The organism is Campylobacter sp. 19-13652 (assembly GCF_019702925.1).
In the GTDB taxonomy this organism is placed as follows: Bacteria; Campylobacterota; Campylobacteria; order Campylobacterales; family Campylobacteraceae; genus Campylobacter_A.
On the sequence record NZ_AP024713.1, the window covers coordinates 512,649 to 533,717 of the forward strand.

Genomic DNA, 21,069 nt, shown 5'->3' on the forward strand with positions numbered 1-21,069 from the left:
AGATAGTTTATGGCTAAAAAGGTTATAGGCGAAATCAAGTTGCAAATAGCTGCAACAAAAGCAAATCCAAGTCCACCAGTTGGTCCAGCTCTTGGTCAGCAGGGCGTAAATATAATGGAGTTTTGTAAAGCATTTAATGAAAGAACAAAAGATATGGCTGGCTTTAATATTCCAGTTGTTATCACTGTTTATGCCGATAGAAGCTTCACATTTATCACCAAACAGCCACCAGCAAGCGACCTAATTAAAAAGGCAGCTGGTATATCAAAAGGTACAGATAATCCATTAAAAAACAAAGTTGGTAAATTAACAAAAGCTCAAGTTCTTGAGATAGTTGATAAAAAAATTGCTGATTTAAACACAAAAGATAAAGAGCAAGCCGCTAAAATAATCGCTGGCTCTGCTCGTTCTATGGGTGTTGAAGTAATAGACTAATAACCCTTACCGCCGGGTTGCTAGACAGAAGGCGGAAGCACTTTAGAATGCGGAGAGAATAATGTCAAAAAACACTAAAAGATTTCAAGAGCTACTTAAAAAGGTAGATACAGATAGAATTTATAATATAAGCGAAGCAATAGATACGGTAAAGACTTTAAAATCAGCTAAATTTGATGAAACTGTTGAAATCGCATTAAAATTAAACGTTGATCCAAGACACGCTGATCAAATGGTGCGCGGTTCTGTGGTTTTACCAGCTGGCACAGGCAAAAAGGTGCGTGTGGCCGTTATCGCAAAAGACGCTAAAGCTGATGAAGCCAAAGCAGCTAGTGCTGATATAGTGGGCGCTGAGGATTTAGTCGATGATATTAAAAAAGGTATTATGAATTTTGATGTACTAATTGCTACACCAAATTTAATGGGTCTGGTAGGTCAAGTTGGACGTATTTTAGGACCAAAAGGCTTAATGCCAAATCCAAAAACAGGTACAGTTACAATGGATGTGGCCCAAGCTGTAAATAACGCTAAAAGTGGTCAAGTAAATTTCCGTGTCGACAAACAGGGAAATATTCATGCAGGACTTGGTAAGTCAAGTTTCTCTAAAGAGCAGCTTTTAGAAAATATCTCAACTTTTATAAAAGCCATAAATAAACACAAGCCAGCCGCTGCTAAAGGACGTTATGTCAAGAATGCGGCGCTATCTTTAACAATGAGCCCATCTATTTTATTAGATACTCAAGAAGTTATGGATCTTAAATAAAACTGGGGGTTATATCCCCATTTTAGTATATCTTAGATTGGAGATAGCAGAGGCCCTTGGGCTTAATTGATTCGACCTACTCTGCTTGAAATCGCCGGTCGGAAAGGAGAAAAAGTGACTAGAACTCAAAAATCTGAAATCATAGCTACACTTGCTAATGAATTCCAAGCAGCTTCTGCAGTTATAGTTTGCGATTATCGTGGACTTGTAACAAAAAAACTTGAAGGCTTAAGAGATGCTGCTAGAGAAGCTGGTGTTAAAGTCAGAGTGGTTAAAAATACTCTTGCTAATATCGCACTTAAGCAAGCAAATAAAGAAGGTCTTGAGCTTAAAGATACAAACATTTATGTTTGGGGTGAAGATCAACTAGCTGTTACTAAGGTTGTGGCTAAATTTGAAGAGAGCAATGCCGAGTTTTTCAAAATTAAAACTGGACACGTTGATGGCGAAGTTGTTAGCGTTGAACATATCAAAGCTCTTTCAAAAATGCCAAGTCGCGACGAGCTTATTGCTATGTTGCTTCAAGTATGGAATGCGCCTATCCAAAATTTCACTATCGGATTAAATGCGCTTAAAGAGAAAAAAGAACAAACTGCATAATTTGCAGAAACTAGGAGAATTAAAATGGCAATCACTAAAGAAGACGTATTAGAGTTTATATCTAACCTTTCAGTTCTTGAACTAAGCGAATTAGTTAAAGAATTCGAAGAAAAATTTGGCGTAAGCGCTGCTCCAGTTATGGTAGCTGGTGCTGTTGCTGGCGGTGCGGCTGCTGCTGAAGAAGAAAAGACTGAGTTTAATATCGTGCTTGTTGATTCAGGCGATAAGAAAATCAACGTTATTAAAGTTGTTCGCGCTCTTACTGGCCTTGGCCTTAAAGAGGCTAAAGACGCTGTTGAAGGTACTCCATCAGTACTTAAAGAAGGCGTTAGCAAAGAGGAAGCTGAAGCAGCTAAGAAAGAGCTTGAAGAAGCTGGTGCTAAAGTCGAGCTTAAGTAATTCTTTTACTTTATTCAACCAAAAATGCAGAGAGGGCTTTTGCCCTCTCTTTTTAAATTTTGACGCCTTGTGAAAAGAGGCTTGATACTTTTCTTTCAAAATTACCACGAGGTAGATATATGTTAAATAGTTTATACTCGGGAAATCGTCTAAGGGTTGATTTCTCAAATGTTGTTAAAGAGATTGATGTTCCTAACCTACTGCAACTACAAAAAAAGAGTTTTGATCATTTTTTAAACCTTGATAATAAAAGCCATGAGAGTGGAATAGAAAAAGTTTTTAGATCTATCTTTCCTATTCATGATCCGCAAAATCGCCTGACTTTAGAGTATGTAAGCTCTGAGGTTGGAAAACCAAAATACACTATTAGAGAGTGTATCGAACGAGGACTTACTTATTCGGTAAATTTAAAAATCAAAATACGCCTTATCGCTCATGAAAAAGATGAGAAAACTGGTGAAAAAGTTGGCGTAAAAGATATAAAAGAACAAGAGATTTTTATACGTGAAATACCATTGATGACAGATAGAATTTCATTTATCATAAATGGCGTTGAGCGTGTAGTTGTTAATCAACTACATAGAAGCCCTGGGGTTATCTTTAAAGAGGAAGAAAGCTCCACTGTGGCGAATAAACTAATAAGCACAGCTCAAATCATACCGGATAGAGGTAGCTGGCTATACTTTGAATACGATGCAAAAGACGTACTTTATGTGCGTATTAATAAACGCAGAAAAGTGCCTGTAACAATACTATTTAGAGCGCTTGGATACAAAAAACAAGATATTTTAAAGCTATTTTATCCTATTCAGACGCTATTTGTTAAAAATAATAAATTCTTAACAGAGTTTAATCCCGATGATTATATGGGTAGGATTGAGTATGATATAAAAGACGAAAATGGAAATTTAATACATCAAGCAGGCAAGAGACTAACTAAGAAAAAGATTGATGAAATCACTAGCAAGGGCGTTAAATTTGTAGAATACCCTACCGAAATGCTTATAGGTAGATTTCTCTCAAGTCCTGTTGTAAATAAAGAAAGTGGCGAGGTTATATACGATACTCTAGCTCAACTTGACGAAAACAAACTGGTTAAAATTTTAAATGAACAAGAGAGTATTGAGATAGCAAATAACTCAGCTCCTGGTGTTGATGATGCAATTATAAATTCATTCTTAGCAGATAATGAAACGCTTAAGCTACTTAAGCAAACAGAGGGTATAGATGATGAAAACGATCTATCTGCGATTAGAATTTATAAGGTAATGCGCCCTGGTGAACCGGTAGTAAAAGACGCGGCAAAAAGCTTTGTAAATGATATTTTCTTTAATCCTGAAAGATATGACCTAACAAAAGTCGGCCGTATGAAAATGAATCATAAGCTAGGACTTGATGTGCCAGAGTACGTTACGGTTTTAACTAGTGAGGATATTATAAAAACGGCAAAATACCTCATAAAAGTTAAAAATGGACAAGGGCATATTGATGACCGCGATCACTTAGGCAATCGCCGCATCCGCTCAATAGGCGAGTTACTTACCAACGAGCTTCATTTAGGTTTTGTCAAAATGCAAAAGGCAATCCGTGATAAATTTACCAGCCTAAGCAACAATATTGATGAGATTATGCCGTATGATCTTATTAATCCAAAAATGATAACAGCTACCATCATGGAGTTTTTTACCAGCGGACAGCTAAGTCAGTTTATGGATCAGACCAACCCACTAAGCGAAGTAACACATAAGCGCCGTCTTTCGGCTCTTGGTGAGGGTGGATTAGTAAAAGAGCGAGCTGGCTTTGAGGTGCGTGACGTACACCCTACTCACTACGGACGAATTTGTCCTGTTGAGACTCCAGAGGGGCAAAATATCGGACTTATTAATACCCTTTCAACTTATGCGAAAGTAAATGATCTAGGCTTTATAGAGGCTCCGTATAAAAAGGTGGTAGATGGGGTAGTAACTGATGAAATAGTCTATCTTACTGCTACGCAAGAGGAGGGCAACGTCATAGCCCCAGCTTCAACTAAGCTCAATGATAAGGGTATGATTGAGGAGGATTTGCTAGAGGTCAGACGTGATGGCGAGATGGTGCTTGCGCGTAGAGAGGAGGTTACACTAATCGACCTTTGTTCTGGTATGATAGCTGGTGTAGCTGCCTCACTTATTCCATTTTTGGAGCACGATGACGCCAACCGCGCGCTAATGGGTTCAAACATGCAGCGTCAAGCTGTGCCACTTTTGCGAGCTACAGCTCCTATTGTTGGTACTGGCATGGAGAGTGTTGTTGCGCGTGATGTTTGGGAGAGCGTGAAAGCTAAACGTGGTGGCATAGTCGAAAAAGTAGACAATAAAAATATCTTTATCCTTGGCGAGGATGAGGCTGGTCCTTACATAGACCACTATTCGCTTGAGAAAAACTTACGAACAAACCAAAATACAACCTTTTCTCAACATCCGATAGTCAAAAAAGGCGATGAAGTAAAAGCAGGCGAAATCATAGCTGATGGTCCTAGCATGGAAAAAGGTGAGCTAGCTATAGGCAAAAACGCCCTAATCGCCTTTATGCCGTGGAATGGTTATAACTACGAAGACGCTATCGTAATCAGCGAGAAAATGATCCGTGAGGATGCCTTTACTAGCGTACATATCTACGAAAAAGAGATAGAGGCTCGTGAACTAAAAGACGGCGTTGAAGAGATAACAAAAGACATACCAAATATAAAAGAAGAAGACCTAATGCACCTTGATGAGAGTGGTATTATTAAAATAGGTACCGAAGTCAAGCCTGGTATGATACTTGTAGGCAAAGTCTCTCCAAAAGGTGAAGTCAAGCCTACTCCAGAGGAGCGTCTTTTAAGAGCGATATTTGGCGAAAAAGCGGGACACGTTGTAAATAAATCGCTTTACGCTGGTGCTAGCCTTGAGGGCGTTGTAGTAGATGTGAAAATTTTTACCAAAAAGGGTTACGAAAAAGACGCTAGGACAAATAAAGCCTACGAGGATGAAAAGGCTGCCCTAGAAAAAGAGCATCACGACCGCCTTTTAATGCTTGATAGGGAGGAGATGCTAAAAGTAACCTCTTTATTATGTAAAAATCCACTTTTAGTAGATATTGATATAAACAAAAAGCCTTATAAAAAAGGCGACAATATTGAAGTAAGCGATTTAGAAAGCGTAAATAGGTTTACTTTAAATTCAATCGTTAAAAGCTTTGATAAAGACGTGCAGAAGCGATATGACGAGCTTAAAAACTATTTCCAAAACGAAAAGAAAAAGCTAAAAGAGGAGCATGACTCCAAAATTGAGATAATAGAAAAAGATGACATCTTGCCAAGCGGAGTAGTCAAGCTAGTAAAAGTCTATATCGCTACTAAGCGAAAGCTAAAAGTGGGTGATAAGATGGCTGGACGCCACGGAAACAAGGGCATTGTCTCAAACATCGTCCCAGAAGTTGATATGCCGTATCTGCCAAGCGGTCAGATAGTCGACATCGTCCTAAACCCACTGGGTGTTCCTAGCCGTATGAATATCGGTCAAATTTTAGAAAGCCACCTAGGGCTTGTGGGATATCGCTTGGGCGAACAGATAAATGAAATTTTTGAAAATAAAAAGGGCGAGTGGGTCAAAGCACTACGTGAGAAAATGATAGAAATAGCTAGTGTCTCAAAGCTAATGGACGCTAAGGATGTCTTATGTAAGATGAGCGATGAGAAGCTAATCGAATATGCTAGAGACTGGAGCCGCGGGGTGAGATTTGCTACGCCTATTTTTGAGGGCGTTAAGGCTGAGGAATTTGCTAAGCTTTTTGAAATGGCAAAAATCGACATGGACGGTAAAACCGAGCTTTACGATGGGCGTACAGGCTCAAAGATAAGAGAACGCGTTAATGTCGGCTGCATGTATATGCTAAAACTGCACCACCTAGTCGATGAGAAAGTTCATGCTAGAAGCACTGGTCCATACAGCTTAGTTACACAGCAGCCAGTCGGCGGTAAGGCGTTATTTGGCGGACAGAGATTTGGAGAGATGGAGGTATGGGCGCTTGAAGCTTATGGTGCGGCTCATACGTTAAGAGAAATGCTAACTGTAAAATCAGACGATGTTGAGGGGCGTTTATCTGCCTATAAGGCGCTAACCCGCGGCGAAAATGTACCAGAAACAGGCATACCAGAGACGTTTTTTGTGCTTACAAACGAGCTAAAATCACTAGCTCTTGATGTTGAGATATATGACGAGGAAAAAACAGATGAGTGAGCTAAAACCGATAGAGATAAAAGAAGAGGCTAGACCTAGGGATTTTGAGGCGTTTCAGCTACGCCTTGCAAGTCCAGAAAAGATAAAATCATGGAGCTATGGAGAGGTTAAAAAGCCTGAGACCATCAACTACCGCACGCTAAAGCCTGAAAGGGATGGACTATTTTGTGCGAAAATTTTTGGGCCTATTAGGGATTATGAGTGCCTTTGCGGTAAGTATAAAAAGATGCGCTACAAGGGCATAAAGTGCGAAAAGTGTGGCGTTGAAGTAACGACTTCTAAAGTCCGCCGAAGCCGCATGGGGCATATCGAGCTAGTTACCCCGGTAGCTCACATCTGGTATGTAAATAGCCTTCCAAGCCGTATCGGCACGCTACTTGGCATAAAGATGAAAGACCTTGAGCGTGTACTTTATTATGAGGCGTATATAGTAGAAAATCCAGGTGAAGCCTTTTATGATAATGAAAATTCAAAAAAGGTCGAAAAATACGACGTGCTAAACGAAGAGCAATATCAAATGCTTATTCAAAGATACGATGAGAGCGGATTTGTCGCTCGCATGGGTGGAGAAGTCATACGTGATATGCTTGCAGAGCTTGATTTAACAGAAATTTTAATCCAGCTTAAAGACGAAATGCAAAGCACAAATTCAGAGGCAAAGAAAAAAAGCATAGTAAAACGTCTAAAAGTCGTTGAGAGCTTTTTAGTCTCTGGCAACCGCCCAGAGTGGATGATGATAACAAATTTACCAGTCCTGCCGCCTGATTTGCGTCCGCTTGTCAGCCTTGACGGGGGTAAATTTGCAGTTTCTGATGTCAATGACCTTTACCGCCGTGTGATAAACCGCAACAGCCGTCTTAAGCGACTAATGGAGCTTGACGCACCTGAGATTATCATACGAAACGAAAAGAGAATGCTACAAGAAGCAGTCGATGCACTTTTTGATAACGGCAGACGTGCAAATGCCGTAAAGGGTGCTAATAAACGCCCGCTAAAATCGCTTAGTGAGATAATCAAAGGCAAGCAGGGGCGCTTCCGTCAAAACCTGCTAGGCAAGCGTGTGGATTTCTCTGGCCGTTCAGTCATCGTCGTTGGACCAAAGCTAAGAATGGATCAGTGCGGCTTGCCAAAGAAAATGGCGCTTGAGCTATTTAAGCCGCACCTTTTAGCTCGCCTTGAAGAGAAGGGCTATGCAACCACAGTTAAGCAGGCTAAAAAGATGATAGAGGATAAGACAAATGAAGTCTGGGAGTGCCTTGAAGAGGTGGTAAAAGATCACCCTGTAATGCTAAACCGTGCGCCGACGCTTCACAAGCTTTCTATCCAGGCCTTTCACCCAGTGCTAGTTGAGGGCAAGGCTATCCAGCTTCATCCGCTAGTTTGTGCGGCATTTAACGCCGACTTTGACGGAGATCAGATGGCAGTACACGTCCCTCTAAGCCAAGAGGCTATTGCGGAGTGTAAAATTCTAATGCTAAGCTCCATGAATATCCTTCTACCTGCAAGTGGCAAGGCTATAACGGTACCAAGCCAGGATATGGTTTTGGGGCTTTATTATCTAAGCCTTGAGCGAGAGGGCAGCAAGGGTGAGAATAAAATTTTTGCTAGCGTTGATGAAGTAATGATAGCTGAGGAGGCAAACGCTCTAGGGCTTCACGCAAAAATCAAGACAAATATCGAAGGTAAGACCCTATTTACCACAGCTGGTAGGCTTATACTTCGCTCAGTGTTGCCTGATTTTGTGCCAGATGATATGTGGAATAAAATTCTAAAGAAAAAAGACATAGCCAACCTAGTTGATTATGTTTATAAAAATGGCGGACTTGAAGTAACGGCTGAATTCCTAGACAAGCTTAAAAATCTAGGCTTCCGCTACGCGACAAAAGCTGGTATTTCAATCTCGATTGCTGATATTATCGTGCCTGAAAATAAAGAGGAGCGTATAGACGAAGCCAAGAAAAAGGTGCGTGAAATTCAGCGCCAATATGGCTCTGGCCTATTAACAGATAGCGAAAGGTATAATAAAATCGTCGATATTTGGACGGATACAAATAACCAAGTAGCAAGCGAGATGATGGGGCTTATCAGAAATGACAAGGGTGGCTTTAACTCTATTTATATGATGGCAGATAGTGGTGCTAGGGGCTCTGCAGCTCAAATTCGTCAGCTAGCTGGTATGCGTGGCCTAATGGCCAAGCCAGATGGTTCAATTATCGAAACGCCAATCGTCTCAAACTTCCGCGAGGGGTTAAATATGATGGAGTACTTTATCTCCACTCACGGCGCACGTAAGGGTCTAGCCGATACTGCCTTAAAGACAGCAAACGCTGGTTATCTAACTCGTAAGCTAATTGACGTAGCGCAAAATGTTAAGGTTACCATTGATGATTGCGGCACTCACGAGGGCGTTGAGATAACAGAAATCACCGAAAACGGCGAGCTAATCGAAAGCCTAGAAGAGCGAGTACTAGGTCGCGTGCTAGCTGATGACGTGATAGATCCAATCACAAATGAAATTCTCTTTGCCGAAGGGACGCTAATCGACGAAGAAAAGGCAAAAATCTTAGGTGAGAGCGATATAAAATCAGTCAGCATCCGCACCCCAATCACGTGCAAGGCAGCCAAGGGCGTGTGTGCGAAGTGCTACGGCATAAACCTAGGCGAGGGCAAGCTTGTTAAGCCAGGTGAAGCTGTGGGCATTATCTCTGCTCAAAGTATCGGCGAGCCGGGTACACAGCTAACACTTAGGACTTTCCACATCGGTGGAACGGCAAGCACTGAACAGCAAGACCGCCAAGTCGTCGCAAGCAAAGAGGGCTTTATCCGCTATTATAACCTTAACACATACGAAAATGGTGGCAAGCACATCGTGGCAAATCGCCGTAATGCAGCCGTGCTTTTGGTTGAGCCAAAGATAAAATCGCCAATTGATGGGGTTATAAGTATAGATGTGGCTCATGAGGATATAAATATAACCATAACAGGTAAAAAAGAAAAGGTAAGCTACGTTTTACGCCGTGGAGATTTGGCTAAGCCAAACGAGCTAGCAGGCGTAAGTGGCAAAGTAGAAGGTAAAATTTATATTCCTTACTCAGATGGCGATAGTGTGAATGCAAACGAGAGCATAGCCGAGATTATAAAAGAGGGCTGGAACGTGCCAAATCGTATTCCGTTTGCCAGCGAGCTACGCATAGCCGACGGCGAGCCGGTAACGCAAAAAATCGTCTCAGGGGCTAGTGGGGTTATTAAATTCTTTATCCTAAAGGGCGATTATTTAGAGCGTGTTAAGGATATTAAAAAAGGCTATCAGGTAGAGGAGAAGGGGCTTTTTGTCGTCGTTTCTGATAAGGACGGTAGAGAGGCGGTACGCCACTACATACCACGCCACTCGATAATCGAGCTTGATGATAATAGTGCGGTTGAGTCAAGTAGTGTCATAGCTATGCCAAAAGAGGGTGCAAACTTAGTTGTGGCTGAGTGGGATCCATACTCTACGCCTATTATCGCTGAAGAAGCAGGCGTGGTGGCATTTGAGGATATTGAGCCAGGATATTCAGCAGCTGAGCAGTATGATGAGGCGACAGGGCAGAGCAGGCTAGTGATAAATGAGTACCTCCCAGGAGGCGTAAAACCAACTATCATTATAGCTACAAAATCAGGCACTATCCGATACCAGCTAGAGCCAAAGACGGCTATTTTCGTCTCTGATGGTGCTAGTGTGGCTCAGGCGGATTTGTTAGCCAAGACACCAAAAGCGGTGGCAAAATCAAAAGACATCACAGGTGGTCTACCTCGTGTTAGTGAGCTATTTGAGGCTAGAAAGCCAAAAAATACGGCGATTGTGGCTGAGATTGACGGCGTAGTACGCTTTGATAAGCCGCTTCGCTCAAAAGAGCGTATCATCATCACGGCTGAGGATGGCACCACATCTGAGTATCTAATAGATAAAACACGCCAAATTCAGGTTCGCGATGGGGAGTTTGTACATGCTGGCGAGAAGCTAACAGACGGTGTCATTTCTAGCCATGATGTGCTTAGAATTTTGGGCGAAAAGGCACTGCATTATTATCTAATCAGCGAGATTCAGCAGGTTTACCGCCGCCAGGGTGTTGCGATTTCGGATAAGCACATTGAGATTATCGTCTCTCAAATGCTCCGCCAGGTTAAAATCGTCGATAGTGGTAACACAAACTTTATCGTAGGCGATATGGTTTCTAGGGTTAAATTTAAAGAGGAGAATGAGCGCATTATGAAAATGGGTGGTGAGCCAGCCATTGCTGAGCCTGTTCTGCTGGGTGTTACTCGTGCTGCTATAGGTAGTGATAGCGTTATTTCGGCCGCTTCATTCCAAGAGACCACAAAGGTGCTTACAGAGGCGTCGATTGCGGCTAAATTTGATCACTTAGAGGATCTAAAAGAAAACGTCATCTTAGGGCGCATGATACCTGTTGGCACAGGGCTTTATAAAGATAAAAAGGTCAAAATAAAGCAGCTTTAGGTTTTTAAATTTTAAAAAGCTGACTTGCCTCGTTAGCGTATTTTAGGAGCTTTGCTTCGTCGCTTCGAGGCTTATACTAGTAAAATTTGGCTCGATAGATTATATGTCTAATCTATGCCAAATTTTACTTCTTAACATCATAAAATCATCTTTTAATACTTCGCATTTTAAAACAATCCAGCTTGTATTACTATTTTAAAATAAGGCATTTCATTTAAAAAGCTTTGCTTTTCATTGATTTTGTGGGTTAAATTAATTTAGTCATAGATAAAGTGATGTGGATTTAAAGCATTTAAATTCGTGCTAGCTATGGATTATGTTAGTAAAGCAAAGTTTTGTGCTTAAGCGTCTTATATAGGAGCAGATTGCATTAAATATGCAAATTTAAAGCATAAATTTATAAAATCCATCTAGACAAGCTCTAGTTGGGTTTTTGCTTTAAGGTAGCTAGTCTAGGCTAAATATTTTTTAAAAAATGGCACGATTTTCTCAAGAGCTTGTGAGGTAGTAGCTGGCTTGTAGTATAAATCATAGTGTGAATACCCTTTTATCACGACTAGTTCCTTGTCTTTTGAGGCGGCTTTGCGGATTATCTCGTAGCCATCGTGATATGAACCAAACTTGCCTACCACGTCGCCCACGATCGCCATTAAAGGCGTTTAATAACGCCTCGACTAGATTAAACGCATCACAAGCAAGCGCACCGCTGCTTAAAGAGTATTATATTTGTTACACAGTTTGGCTTTGAAACTCGGTTTGGATAATAAGTTGCATCAAAGTCAGCGTCAGATTTTTAGCTTCATCTACGCTATGGTATTTAATTCTCCTGCCCTTTTGGCTCAGCATTTCTAACCTTAAGCATATTCTCTAAAACACTGTTTTGGTCATATCCACTAAAGCGCTCTCTCTATAAAGCCTACCAAAATTCACCCCAGACACCGTAGCCACTGCACGAAAGCGCTTTTTACTCATTGCTGCATTTATAGCATATCCGCATTACGCCACAGACGCCAAGTGCTCCTATTTTATCACTATTTACAATTACATAATCACACACGTATTTAAAATCAAGCACCCTTAATGATGGCTCCTCTAGCCTACGTGGCTCGCCACCACTTTCTCCTTGAAATCCAGTGTCAAATGCCACCGCCACAAAGCCAGCCTTAGCTAGGGCTGTGGCATATACGTTGCCTGCGGTTTGCTCCTTGCAGCTGCCTATTGGATGGGTGCAGATGATGGCTGGATATTTTTTGCTATCGCTAAAGTCATCTGGGTAGTAAATGCTTGCTGAAATATCCCAAGCCAGGGATTTTATTTCATTTTTGCATTTAGTAAATTTTTAATTTTTATCTTTTGAATTATGCCCAAACTTATAAAAACATTTAAATTCTAAATTGGCGAGTGGATAATGTGTTTCCAAAAGCAACACATTTATAAATTTTTAAAGCCTTATCTATAAAATCCATAAAAAACGCAAGCAAAAATATTGTAAATTATGCAGATTAATTTATCCCCAAGGAGAGCACATGCAACACTTAAAGTGGTTTAAAGCAGACTACGTTAAGTTTAAAAATCTAGCAAAGGAGGTTTTAAAAGATAGGGTATATGACAGCTATTTGCTTCGTTACGCATATGGTATAGACGCTAGCTGTTATGCTTATACACCAAAGATAGTCGTTAAGGTTAAAAATGAAGCCGAAGTTATAGCTATACTTAAAATAGCCTCTGAGTGCTCTACTCCAGTTACGTTTCGTGCAGCTGGTAGCTCGCTATCTGGGCAGGCTTGTAGCGATAGCGTTTTAGTCGTGGCAAATGAGGGCTGGCGGGATTATGAGATAAAAGAAAATGGCAATCTAATAAGCCTAGCCCCAGGCGTCATAGGCGCAGATGCAAACGAGCGCTTAAAGCCATTTGGCACACGCATAGGACCAGACCCAGCCACGATAAATACCGCTATGATAGGTGGAATTTATAGCAATAACTCAAGCGGTATGTGCTGCGGCGTGGCGCAAAACAGCTATAATACCGTAAGGTCAGTTAGGGTGATTTTGCTTGATGGTTTTGTGCTAGATACGGCTGATGAGGCTAGTGTGGCGCAGTTTATGCAGACGCACTCTTATATGGTAAATGAGCTTTTAAATCTGCGCGAGGAGATAGTAAAAGACCCAGAGTTAAGCGCGCTAATAGCTAGAAAATACAAGATAAAAAACACCACAGGCTATGCGATAAACAGCTTGCTTGATTTTAGCGATATAAAAGAAATTTTAAATCATATATTCATAGGTGCAGAGGGGACGCTGGGATTTATTAGTAGGGTGGATTATGAGTGTGTGAGGCTTGCTGGTGCTACTGGGTGCGGACTTTTGTTTTATTCAAATTTAGATGACGCAGCCACAGCGGTTACTCGCCTAGCTGGGCTTAGTCGTGATGAGATAGCAGCAGCCGAGATGATGGATTATGCTAGCTTAAAGAGCTTAAAAGGCGTGCAGGGCATACCGCCTGAGCTGCTTGAGGTGCCAGTTGGGACAAGCTGCATACTAATCCAAAGTGAAGCAGATGATGAGGCTAGGCTTGATATAAATTTATCAAAAATAGAAAAGCTTTTAGCCGATATTCCAAGTGCAAAGCCAAATGCTTTTAGTAAAGATCCAGCAGTCTATGGTGTGTGGTGGAAAATACGTAAGGGGCTTTTGCCAATAGCTGCTGGATTTCGTAGACCAAGTGCGACAGTTATAACAGAGGATGTGTGCTTTAAGATAAATGATTTTTGCGCTGGCGTGGCGATGCTTAGTGAGCTTTTTAAAAAGTACGGCTTTAGTGATAATGCTATCATTTTTGGACACGCTTTGGCTGGAAATCTGCACTTTATCATCACGCCTGATTTTAACAACCCTAGTGAGTATAACGCTTTTGCGGATTTAGTTGAGGAGCTAAGTTATAAGGTATCAAAAATGGAAGGCTCCATAAAAGCAGAGCATGGTACTGGGCGCATGATAGCGCCTTTTGTCGAGCTTGAGTGGGGCGCTAAAGCATATGACATAAACCGCCGCATAAAGGCCATTTTTGACCCTGCAAATCTCTTAAATCCAGACGTAATAATCACAGATGATCCAGAAATTTATCGCAAAAATTTAAAAGCGATGAGTGAGATAGATGCACTTTATAACACCTGTATTGAGTGTGGGGCCTGTGAGCGAAACTGCCCAAGCCGCGACCTCACCCTTACTCCTCGCCAGCGCATAGGCTTGTTGCGTGAGATGGCGCGTCTTGAGCAAGCTGGAGATAGCGCACTTGTGGCTGAGCTTAAGGATGGGTATGATTATTATGGGCAGCAGACCTGTGCGGCTTGTTCTATGTGTTCTTTGCTTTGTCCTTTGGGGATTGACACGGCAAATATCGCGTTAAGCCTGCGTAAAAAAGCCTTTAAAAATACAGAAAAAATAGCCCAAAAAGTGGGTGCCGATATGGGTAAAACAGTTGCTGTTGCGCGCTTTGCTTTAGGTGTGGCTAGTGGGGTTAGCCGTGTGATAGGGGCTAAGAATTTAAGCCGTGTTACAAGTCTAGCTAGAAAGCTAAGTCAAAATTTGCCATATGCGCCAGAAGTCATGCCAAGTGCAAATAAATACGCCCTAAAAAGCCGAGAAAACGGCGGAGCTAAACGCGTGATTTACTTTAGCACCTGTATAAATCGTGCCTTTGCGCCAAACCCAAGCTTTGAGGATACTAGAAGCCTGCAAGAGGTCTTTGAGAGCATTTGCGCTAAGGCTGGGGTTAGTGTGATTTATCCAGATGGGATTAGTAAAATGTGCTGTGGTCTTGGCTTTGAAAATTATGAGGACATATCGCACAAAAAGGGCGATGAGCTAATATTGTGGCTAAAAGAGGCAAGTCAAAATGGCGAGATAGATATAGTTATGGATCACTCCGCCTGCTTTGCGCACACTATCACACATGCCGCAAAGGGTGCTGGGCTAAGAATTTATGAGCTTAGCGAGTATCTTTACTCTTTGTTACCGCTTCTTAGCATAAAGCCACGCGAGGCTGGGGTGCTGGTGCATAAGCAGTGTGAGCTAAAAAAGGTAAAAAAAGATGAATTTATCGAACTCATCGCCAAAGCTTGTGCTAGCAGAGTTTATAATATAGATAGCTTTGCTTGTTGTGGTTTTGCAGGGCAGAAGGGCTTTTTTACACCTGAATTAAATATAAGTGCTACAAAAGATCTAAAAAAAGAGGCTAAATTTAAGCTCATAACCATGGGTGTAAGCACCTCCTCAACCTGCGAGATAGGGTTAAGCAGTGCGGCTAATGTGCCATTTATAAATGTGGCATATCTGCTTGATAGCTGTTGCTAAAAAGGGGATAAATTTAAGATTTGTTATGTTATATTTTTATTTAAGTTAAAGGAAAAATATGCAAAATGAACTTTTTTATCCAAAATGTGTCAGCGACCTGCTAGATAGGGCGGCATTGCTATATCCAGATAATACTGCACTTATTTTTGGTGAGAGTTGCATTAGCTATGCAACTTATGCAGCTAGAGTGGACGCTTTAGCAAGTGAGCTTATTAGACGAGGGTTAAAAAAGCAGCCAGTTTTGGTGCTTTTGCCAAAGGGCATAGATGCGCTTGTGGCGTTTTTAGCTGTGGCAAAGAGCGGAAATTTTTACAGTGTGCTTGATGAGAAAACTCCTATTGATAGGGTGCTTGCGGTGTGCGATAAGCTAGCTCCAGCGCTAATTATTAGCGATGAGACTAGCTTTTCTAACTTTAAAGAGCTTGATAAAGAGGCGATATTTACCAGCGAATTTGAAAGCTTTACTGCCGATAGTGTGCTACTTAAAAATCGTGCTAGGGAGATTATTGATACGGATTTGGCTTACGTGCTTTTTACATCAGGTAGTACTGGAGTACCAAAGGGTGTTGCGATTACACATAAAAGTGTGATTGATTATACGTTTTGGGTGTGTAATAAATTTAATCTCTCAAGTAGCGACGTCTTTGCAAATCAGGCTCCATTTTACTTTGATAACTCCATTTTGGATATTTATTCGACCATAGCTGTGGGCGCAGGGCTTTTAATAGTGCCAAACGCACTCTTTGCCTTTCCTCTTAGAGTGCTTAGCTTGCTAGAGCAAAACGGCGTAAATAGTATATTTTGGGTGCCTTCTGTGCTAGTATATTTTGCAAATACAAATGCGCTTAATAGTATAAATTTAAAGCTTAAAAGGGTGCTATTTTGTGGCGAGGTAATGCCGACTAAGCAGCTAAATATATGGCGCACTCATGTCCCAGACGCGCTTTATGCAAATTTATACGGACCAACCGAGATAACGGACGTGTGTACGTTTTATATTGTAAATCGTGAGTTTGGCGACGATGAGATTTTGCCTATTGGTGGGGCGTGCGAAAATACCGAAGTGCTTGTGTTTGATGAAAATATGAAGCAGATAATGCCTCAAAATGCTGGTGAAAGAGGAGAGCTTTACGTCCGTGGTAGCGGGCTTAGCGTGGGGTATTATGATGATAAAGCTCGCACTGATGAGGTATTTATCCAAAATCCTCTGCAAAGCGCATACGCTGAGCGAATTTATCGAACTGGGGACGTGGTGGCGTTTAATGAGTTTGGTGAGCTTATCTGCTTTGGGCGGATTGATAGCCAGATAAAGCTAAAAGGACATCGCATAGAGCTAGGCGAAATAGAGGCGGTTGCAAGTGCGATTGATGGTGTAAAGCGTAGCGCATGTGTCTTTGATGGTAATAATTTGGCGCTTTTTTATGAAGCTAGTAGCGAGCTTGAGCTAAAGTCGGCGTTGAGCAAAAAGCTTGCTCCATACATGGTGCCGTCTTTAGTTTTTAGAGTGGATAAATTTATCCTAAATGCAAACGGCAAAATTGACCGCAAAGTACTTTTAGCCAGACTTAAGTCCATGGATGGTGCTCGTGTTTAGCGATATTATTGTCGTTGGCTTTTCGCGAGTGGCGAATGAATGCGCTAAGATAGCGAGTGAATTTTTTGCAAAAAGTGCGCTTAGGGTAAGTTTTAAAGAGGAGCTAGGGGCTAGCTTGGTGCTTAAAAAAGATGAGCGAGATAGCTATTTTAACTCCTTGCGTAATGCCTTGATAATAAGTGCAAATAACTTTTATATCTTTAAGCCTGAGTGCATACAAAATAACCTAATAATAAATTATCACAACGCGCTCCTTCCGAGACACAAGGGTGTAAATGCTCACGTTTGGGCGGTTTATGAGGGGGATGCTAGCGCTGGTATATCATGGCACATTGTAGACAGTGGCATAGATACAGGTGGCATCATATCGCAAAGGGCTTTGGAGCTTACGCGAGATATGAGCGCTGCAAGACTGCTTCTAGCCCAGCACACACTAGCTATTTCTAGCTTAAAAGAGACACTAGAAAGGCTAAAAGAGGCTAGTTATGATAGGGATAAATTTAAGCCAGCTAAGGGCGGAGAGTATCATGGGCTTAGGGATTTACCAGGTGGTGGAGTGCTTGATTTAAACGCCAGCTTTGATGAGATTAGGCGGCTTTTGCTAGCTTATGATGTGGGCGCATTTAGAGGTGCTTTGCCTAGGCTTAGGACGCAATATTTAGATAAACAAAGAGAGGTTTTATTTTACCAGATGGGCGAAGATGTAATTAATGTGAGCTTAAGCGATGATCTAAACGTAAAAATCGCAAAAAACTCCCAGAAAAATTGCCGTGAGGGGGGGGGTAGCACAGGGATTTAGTATTGAGGAGATTAGTATTGCCTTTGGCAGTGTTTATGAGAGTGCTAGTGAGGTTTTAGCTGGTTTAAATGAGATAAAAATTTCTCAGTTTTGTAAGACACACGGAATAAATGGGCATTATATCTGTGCTAGTGATGAGTTTGCTAGCGATTTGTGTTTAAGAGCGATAAGTGGGCTTAGTAGTGCTAGCGTGGCAGGCGCTGAGTGTTTAGTAGTGGCTACACATACGCCTGATTTTTTAGCTCCTGCTACTTCAAACCTCGTGCACAGGGCTTTGGGGCTTGATGAGAGGGTGGTATGCTTTGATTTGCAACTGTTTTGCTCTGGATTTGTTAAGGCTCTTTTTATGGCAAATCTTCTTTTGGATAAATTTAAAAGCGTCCTGCTTTGCTGCGTTTCGACTAAGTCAAAATCCCTAGATCCAGATAATCTAGCGCAAAAAGCAAGCATTAGCGACAGTGCATCAGCTTTGATAATAAGGCGCAAAGAGTGCGAAATTAAGCCAAGCTTTAGCGAGCTAAGTCTAAGTGAGCTAGCCTGCGTTGAGACTGCGCCATTTGGTGGGTATAATAAAATGGTAGCAAATGATTATGTAAGCCTTGATAATTCTAGCTTTTTTAATGAAGTCTTTGATAAATTTCCGCCATTTTTTAAGGACTTCACTGGCTCTTTGGGTGCGTATTTTAGCGATGATACGCCCTGTTTTTTTCACCTACCTAGTGAGTTTTTTGCTTCAAGATTAAAAGGAACGCTGGGGCTAAGCGACAATCAGTGTGTGAGCTTGTCTCTAAAAAAATACGCTAATACAGATATTAACAATATACCTTTAAATTTAGCCCTTTATGTGAAAAATCATGCAAGCATAAAACCAAAAAGCACTGCGCTTTTGGCAAGCTATGGCACAGGTATTAGCTTAAATTCGCTCTTTTGTGAGATTGAATTTAGTAAGATTAAGGCTAGTATTTTAGCCGAGAAATGATATAATCGCACCCAAAAAAGGAGAGAGATGCCAAAGATCAAACTAGATGATATCGGCGGTAGTTTATATGCTATGTGCGAGGAGCTTTTACCACTTCCACGCAGTATCACAGGGCAGGGCTTTCGTGATAGTGTTGCTTTGATTAATGAATATTTAGGTCATGGGGGGGGGTGCGACGATAAATTTAATCCAGCACTAAAGCTTCATAGTGTACCAAGTGGCACACAGGTATATGACTGGGTTGTGCCTGATGAGTGGGAGTGCGAGGAGGCTTATATCATCACGCCAGATGGTAAAAAGATATGTGATTTTAACGCTCATAGATTGCATGTGGTGGGGTATTCGACTGCAGTTGATGTTAGCCTTAGTCTTGAGGAGCTTAGCGAGCATATCTATAGCTTGCCCGATATGCCTGATGCTATACCATATATCACTAGCTATTATCAGAGTAGGTGGGGATTTTGCATGAGCGAAAATGAGCGTAAAAGCCTAAAACCAGGTACTTATAGAGCAGTCATTAAATCACGCCATTTTAAAGGTGAGCTAAACTACGCAGACTGTATTATAAAAGCAACCTCAAAAAGCAAGGGCGAGATACTAATATCAAGCTATCTTTGTCACCCTCAAATGGCAAACAACGAGCTAAGCGGTCCTACGGTACTTGCTGGCTTATTAGCATATGTCCGTGAGCTACCAGAGAGAAACTACGATTATCGTTTTGTTATCGTGCCTGAGACCATAGGCTCGATCTGCTATATTAATAAAAATTTAAACACCCTAAAAGAGCGCGTTAGGGCTGGTTTTGTGCTTACTTGCATAGGCGATGATAGAGCCTACTCCTACCTAGCAAGCCCAAGCGGCGATACCCTAGCTGATAGAGCTACAAAGCATGCACTGTCAATGATAGATAGTGGGTATAAAAGCTACGATTTTACCAGTCGTGGAAGCGATGAGAGGCAGTACTGCTCACCGCTTGTAAATTTACCAGTTTGTGATATAATGCGCTCAAAATACGGCTGCTATCCTGAGTATCATACCAGCCTTGATGCGCTAGGTAGTGTCGTAACTCCTAGTGGGCTTTTAGGCGGATTTAACGCTGTAAAAGACGCAGTGCTTGCGATCGAGGCAAATAAAATTTATGAGCCTTTGGTATTTTGCGAGCCAAATCTAGGTAAAAGAGGGCTTTATCCGACGCTCTCAAGTGCTTCAAATTCAAAAAGTGCTTATATATACCGTGATTTTTTAGCCTTTGTAGACGGCAAAAAAGACGTGATAGAAATAGCCAATATTTTAGGTATAAAGGCTAGCGAACTAAGAGAAATAGCCCAAAAATGTGAAGAAAAGGGACTGATAAAGGAGAGAGAATGAATGAGATAAAAGAGCTTTTTGCTGAGATAGGACGAGGTGATGTAAGTGCCGATGAGAGCGCATTAGTAAGCAGTGGCGTGATAGATAGCATGGATATAATGGCGCTTGTTGAAGCTATTGAAAAGCGCCATAAAAAGATGCTTGATGCTAAATTTATAGAGCTGCAAAACTTTGAAAGCTTTAGCGCGATTAGCGATATGCTAAAGCGAGCCTTTGGTTAATGGACGCGCTTTTTAGGCAGGGCGAGAGGGAGTTTGGTGCTAGTGACGTCCTAGCTGCTCTGCGTCGCCTTGGCGTTAAGCAAGGCGACACTATCTGCGTGCATTCAGAACTTATCTCATTTGGTGCGTTGCTTGTTAAAAAAGAGAAGTTTTTATCGCAGATTGTTGGTGCTTTAAAAAGTGCGGTGGGTGAGAGTGGTACTATAATAATTCCGACTTTTACTTATAGCTTTTGTAAAAATGAGCCTTATGACATGCTTAATTCAAGATCTACGGTGGGTGTTTTGGGTGAGTATTTTAGAAAGCTTAGTGGAGTTAGTCGCACAAGAGATCCTATATTTTCCTTTGCGGTATCTGGTGCAAAGAAAGAGATGTTTTTAATGCCTTCTAAGACCTGTTTAGGCAAGGGTAGCGTATATGACGTGCTAGCTCAAGTAGGCGGTAAAATTTTAATACTCGGCACAATGGAAAAGGGTTTTACGTTTACTCACTATGTCGAGGAGGAGGCTGGAGTTTCTTATAGATTTTATAAGGAATTTAAAGGCGAGATAATTGATGAGGCGCGCAGGGTTGGCGTGTGGAGCGTGCTTTATTATGTTAGGCATTTAGATAGACCCAGCGAGGCTGATTTAAATAAGCAAATAGAGCTTTTAAAGCAAAGTGATAATTTTTTGGTAGAAAATGTCGGTAATGCGCCTATTGTACTAATTGATGCAGCTAGATACAAGGATAAATTCCTAAGCGCAATAAGGGCTGATGAGATGGCTATTATAGCTACTAAGGAGTGAGTTTAAGGCGCAGT

Annotated in this window: 15 protein-coding genes; 13 read left to right on the plus strand and 2 right to left on the minus strand. The window is 41.5% G+C overall.

From position 1 onward, the window contains the following. The first annotated feature begins 9 nt into the window (after positions 1-9). From rplK to rpoC, 6 genes are all read left to right on the plus strand, one after another. Positions 10-435, plus strand: a complete 426-nt coding sequence (rplK, locus tag LBC_RS02460) for a 50S ribosomal protein L11 (RefSeq protein WP_221254532.1) — start codon at positions 10-12, stop codon at positions 433-435. 61 nt (positions 436-496) lie between these two features. Continuing rightward, entirely contained in the window at positions 497-1,198 is a 702-nt protein-coding gene (rplA, locus tag LBC_RS02465) for a 50S ribosomal protein L1 (protein WP_221254533.1), read from the plus strand. A 114-nt stretch (positions 1,199-1,312) separates the two neighbouring features. Then, positions 1,313-1,798, plus strand: a complete 486-nt coding sequence (rplJ, locus tag LBC_RS02470) for a 50S ribosomal protein L10 (protein WP_221254534.1) — start codon at positions 1,313-1,315, stop codon at positions 1,796-1,798. A 24-nt stretch (positions 1,799-1,822) separates the two neighbouring features. Beyond that, complete coding sequence (gene rplL, locus LBC_RS02475; RefSeq protein WP_221254535.1) at positions 1,823-2,197, plus strand: 50S ribosomal protein L7/L12; 375 nt, start codon at positions 1,823-1,825, stop codon at positions 2,195-2,197. A gap of 119 nt (positions 2,198-2,316) precedes the next feature. Continuing rightward, positions 2,317-6,456 carry a DNA-directed RNA polymerase subunit beta gene (rpoB, locus tag LBC_RS02480; protein WP_221254536.1) on the plus strand — a complete coding sequence of 1,380 codons (4,140 nt, stop codon included), beginning with the start codon at positions 2,317-2,319 and terminating at the stop codon, positions 6,454-6,456. Next, a complete protein-coding gene (gene rpoC / locus LBC_RS02485; protein WP_221254537.1) occupies positions 6,449-10,954 on the plus strand; it encodes a DNA-directed RNA polymerase subunit beta' in 4,506 nt (1,501 codons plus the stop codon). Before rpoB ends, rpoC begins: the two co-directional genes overlap by 8 nt. Before the next feature lie 452 nt (positions 10,955-11,406). On the opposite strand, the gene LBC_RS02490 is transcribed toward rpoC, so the two are convergent. Together LBC_RS02490 and LBC_RS02495 are read right to left on the minus strand one after the other, a co-directional pair. Further along, positions 11,407-11,604, minus strand: coding sequence for a hypothetical protein (locus LBC_RS02490; RefSeq protein ID WP_221254538.1), 198 nt, complete (start codon positions 11,602-11,604; stop codon positions 11,407-11,409). A gap of 314 nt (positions 11,605-11,918) precedes the next feature. Further along, a complete protein-coding gene (locus LBC_RS02495; protein ID WP_221254539.1) occupies positions 11,919-12,107 on the minus strand; it encodes a hypothetical protein in 189 nt (62 codons plus the stop codon). A gap of 373 nt (positions 12,108-12,480) precedes the next feature. Between LBC_RS02495 and LBC_RS02500 the strand changes: the two genes are divergently transcribed. Genes LBC_RS02500 through LBC_RS02530 form a run of 7 tightly spaced genes read left to right on the plus strand, consistent with a single transcriptional unit; the run spans position 12,481 to position 21,055 of the window. Further along, positions 12,481-15,306 carry an FAD-binding and (Fe-S)-binding domain-containing protein gene (locus LBC_RS02500; RefSeq protein ID WP_221254540.1) on the plus strand — a complete coding sequence of 942 codons (2,826 nt, stop codon included), beginning with the start codon at positions 12,481-12,483 and terminating at the stop codon, positions 15,304-15,306. Between the two features lie 58 nt (positions 15,307-15,364). After that, positions 15,365-16,900: an amino acid adenylation domain-containing protein gene (locus LBC_RS02505; RefSeq protein WP_221254541.1), complete on the plus strand. Its 1,536-nt coding sequence runs from the start codon at positions 15,365-15,367 to the stop codon at positions 16,898-16,900. Next, positions 16,893-17,699, plus strand: coding sequence for a formyltransferase family protein (locus tag LBC_RS02510; RefSeq protein WP_221254542.1), 807 nt, complete (start codon positions 16,893-16,895; stop codon positions 17,697-17,699). The genes LBC_RS02505 and LBC_RS02510 overlap by 8 nt, the downstream gene beginning before the upstream one ends. Then, positions 17,671-18,678: a hypothetical protein gene (locus LBC_RS02515; RefSeq protein WP_221254543.1), complete on the plus strand. Its 1,008-nt coding sequence runs from the start codon at positions 17,671-17,673 to the stop codon at positions 18,676-18,678. Before LBC_RS02510 ends, LBC_RS02515 begins: the two co-directional genes overlap by 29 nt. 27 nt (positions 18,679-18,705) lie before the next feature. After that, entirely contained in the window at positions 18,706-20,046 is a 1,341-nt protein-coding gene (locus LBC_RS02520; protein WP_221254544.1) for a DUF4910 domain-containing protein, read from the plus strand. Next, complete coding sequence (locus tag LBC_RS02525; RefSeq protein WP_221254545.1) at positions 20,043-20,267, plus strand: phosphopantetheine-binding protein; 225 nt, start codon at positions 20,043-20,045, stop codon at positions 20,265-20,267. The genes LBC_RS02520 and LBC_RS02525 overlap by 4 nt, the downstream gene beginning before the upstream one ends. Beyond that, positions 20,267-21,055: an AAC(3) family N-acetyltransferase gene (locus LBC_RS02530; protein ID WP_221254546.1), complete on the plus strand. Its 789-nt coding sequence runs from the start codon at positions 20,267-20,269 to the stop codon at positions 21,053-21,055. The genes LBC_RS02525 and LBC_RS02530 overlap by 1 nt, the downstream gene beginning before the upstream one ends. Positions 21,056-21,069 lie beyond the last annotated feature (14 nt).

Excerpts from the sequence above, each read along its gene's own strand:
- rplK (WP_221254532.1), top strand. The coding sequence starts at position 10 with ATGGCTAAAAAGGTTATAGGCGAAATCAAGTTGCAAATAGCTGCAACA.
- rplA (WP_221254533.1), top strand. The coding sequence starts at position 497 with ATGTCAAAAAACACTAAAAGATTTCAAGAGCTACTTAAAAAGGTAGAT.
- rplL (WP_221254535.1), top strand. The coding sequence starts at position 1,823 with ATGGCAATCACTAAAGAAGACGTATTAGAGTTTATATCTAACCTTTCA.
- rpoB (WP_221254536.1), top strand. The coding sequence starts at position 2,317 with ATGTTAAATAGTTTATACTCGGGAAATCGTCTAAGGGTTGATTTCTCA.
- rpoC (WP_221254537.1), top strand. The coding sequence starts at position 6,449 with ATGAGTGAGCTAAAACCGATAGAGATAAAAGAAGAGGCTAGACCTAGG.
- LBC_RS02490 (WP_221254538.1), bottom strand. The coding sequence starts at position 11,604 with ATGGCGATCGTGGGCGACGTGGTAGGCAAGTTTGGTTCATATCACGAT.
- LBC_RS02500 (WP_221254540.1), top strand. The coding sequence starts at position 12,481 with ATGCAACACTTAAAGTGGTTTAAAGCAGACTACGTTAAGTTTAAAAAT.
- LBC_RS02505 (WP_221254541.1), top strand. The coding sequence starts at position 15,365 with ATGCAAAATGAACTTTTTTATCCAAAATGTGTCAGCGACCTGCTAGAT.
- LBC_RS02520 (WP_221254544.1), top strand. The coding sequence starts at position 18,706 with ATGCCAAAGATCAAACTAGATGATATCGGCGGTAGTTTATATGCTATG.
- LBC_RS02525 (WP_221254545.1), top strand. The coding sequence starts at position 20,043 with ATGAATGAGATAAAAGAGCTTTTTGCTGAGATAGGACGAGGTGATGTA.
- LBC_RS02530 (WP_221254546.1), top strand. The coding sequence starts at position 20,267 with ATGGACGCGCTTTTTAGGCAGGGCGAGAGGGAGTTTGGTGCTAGTGAC.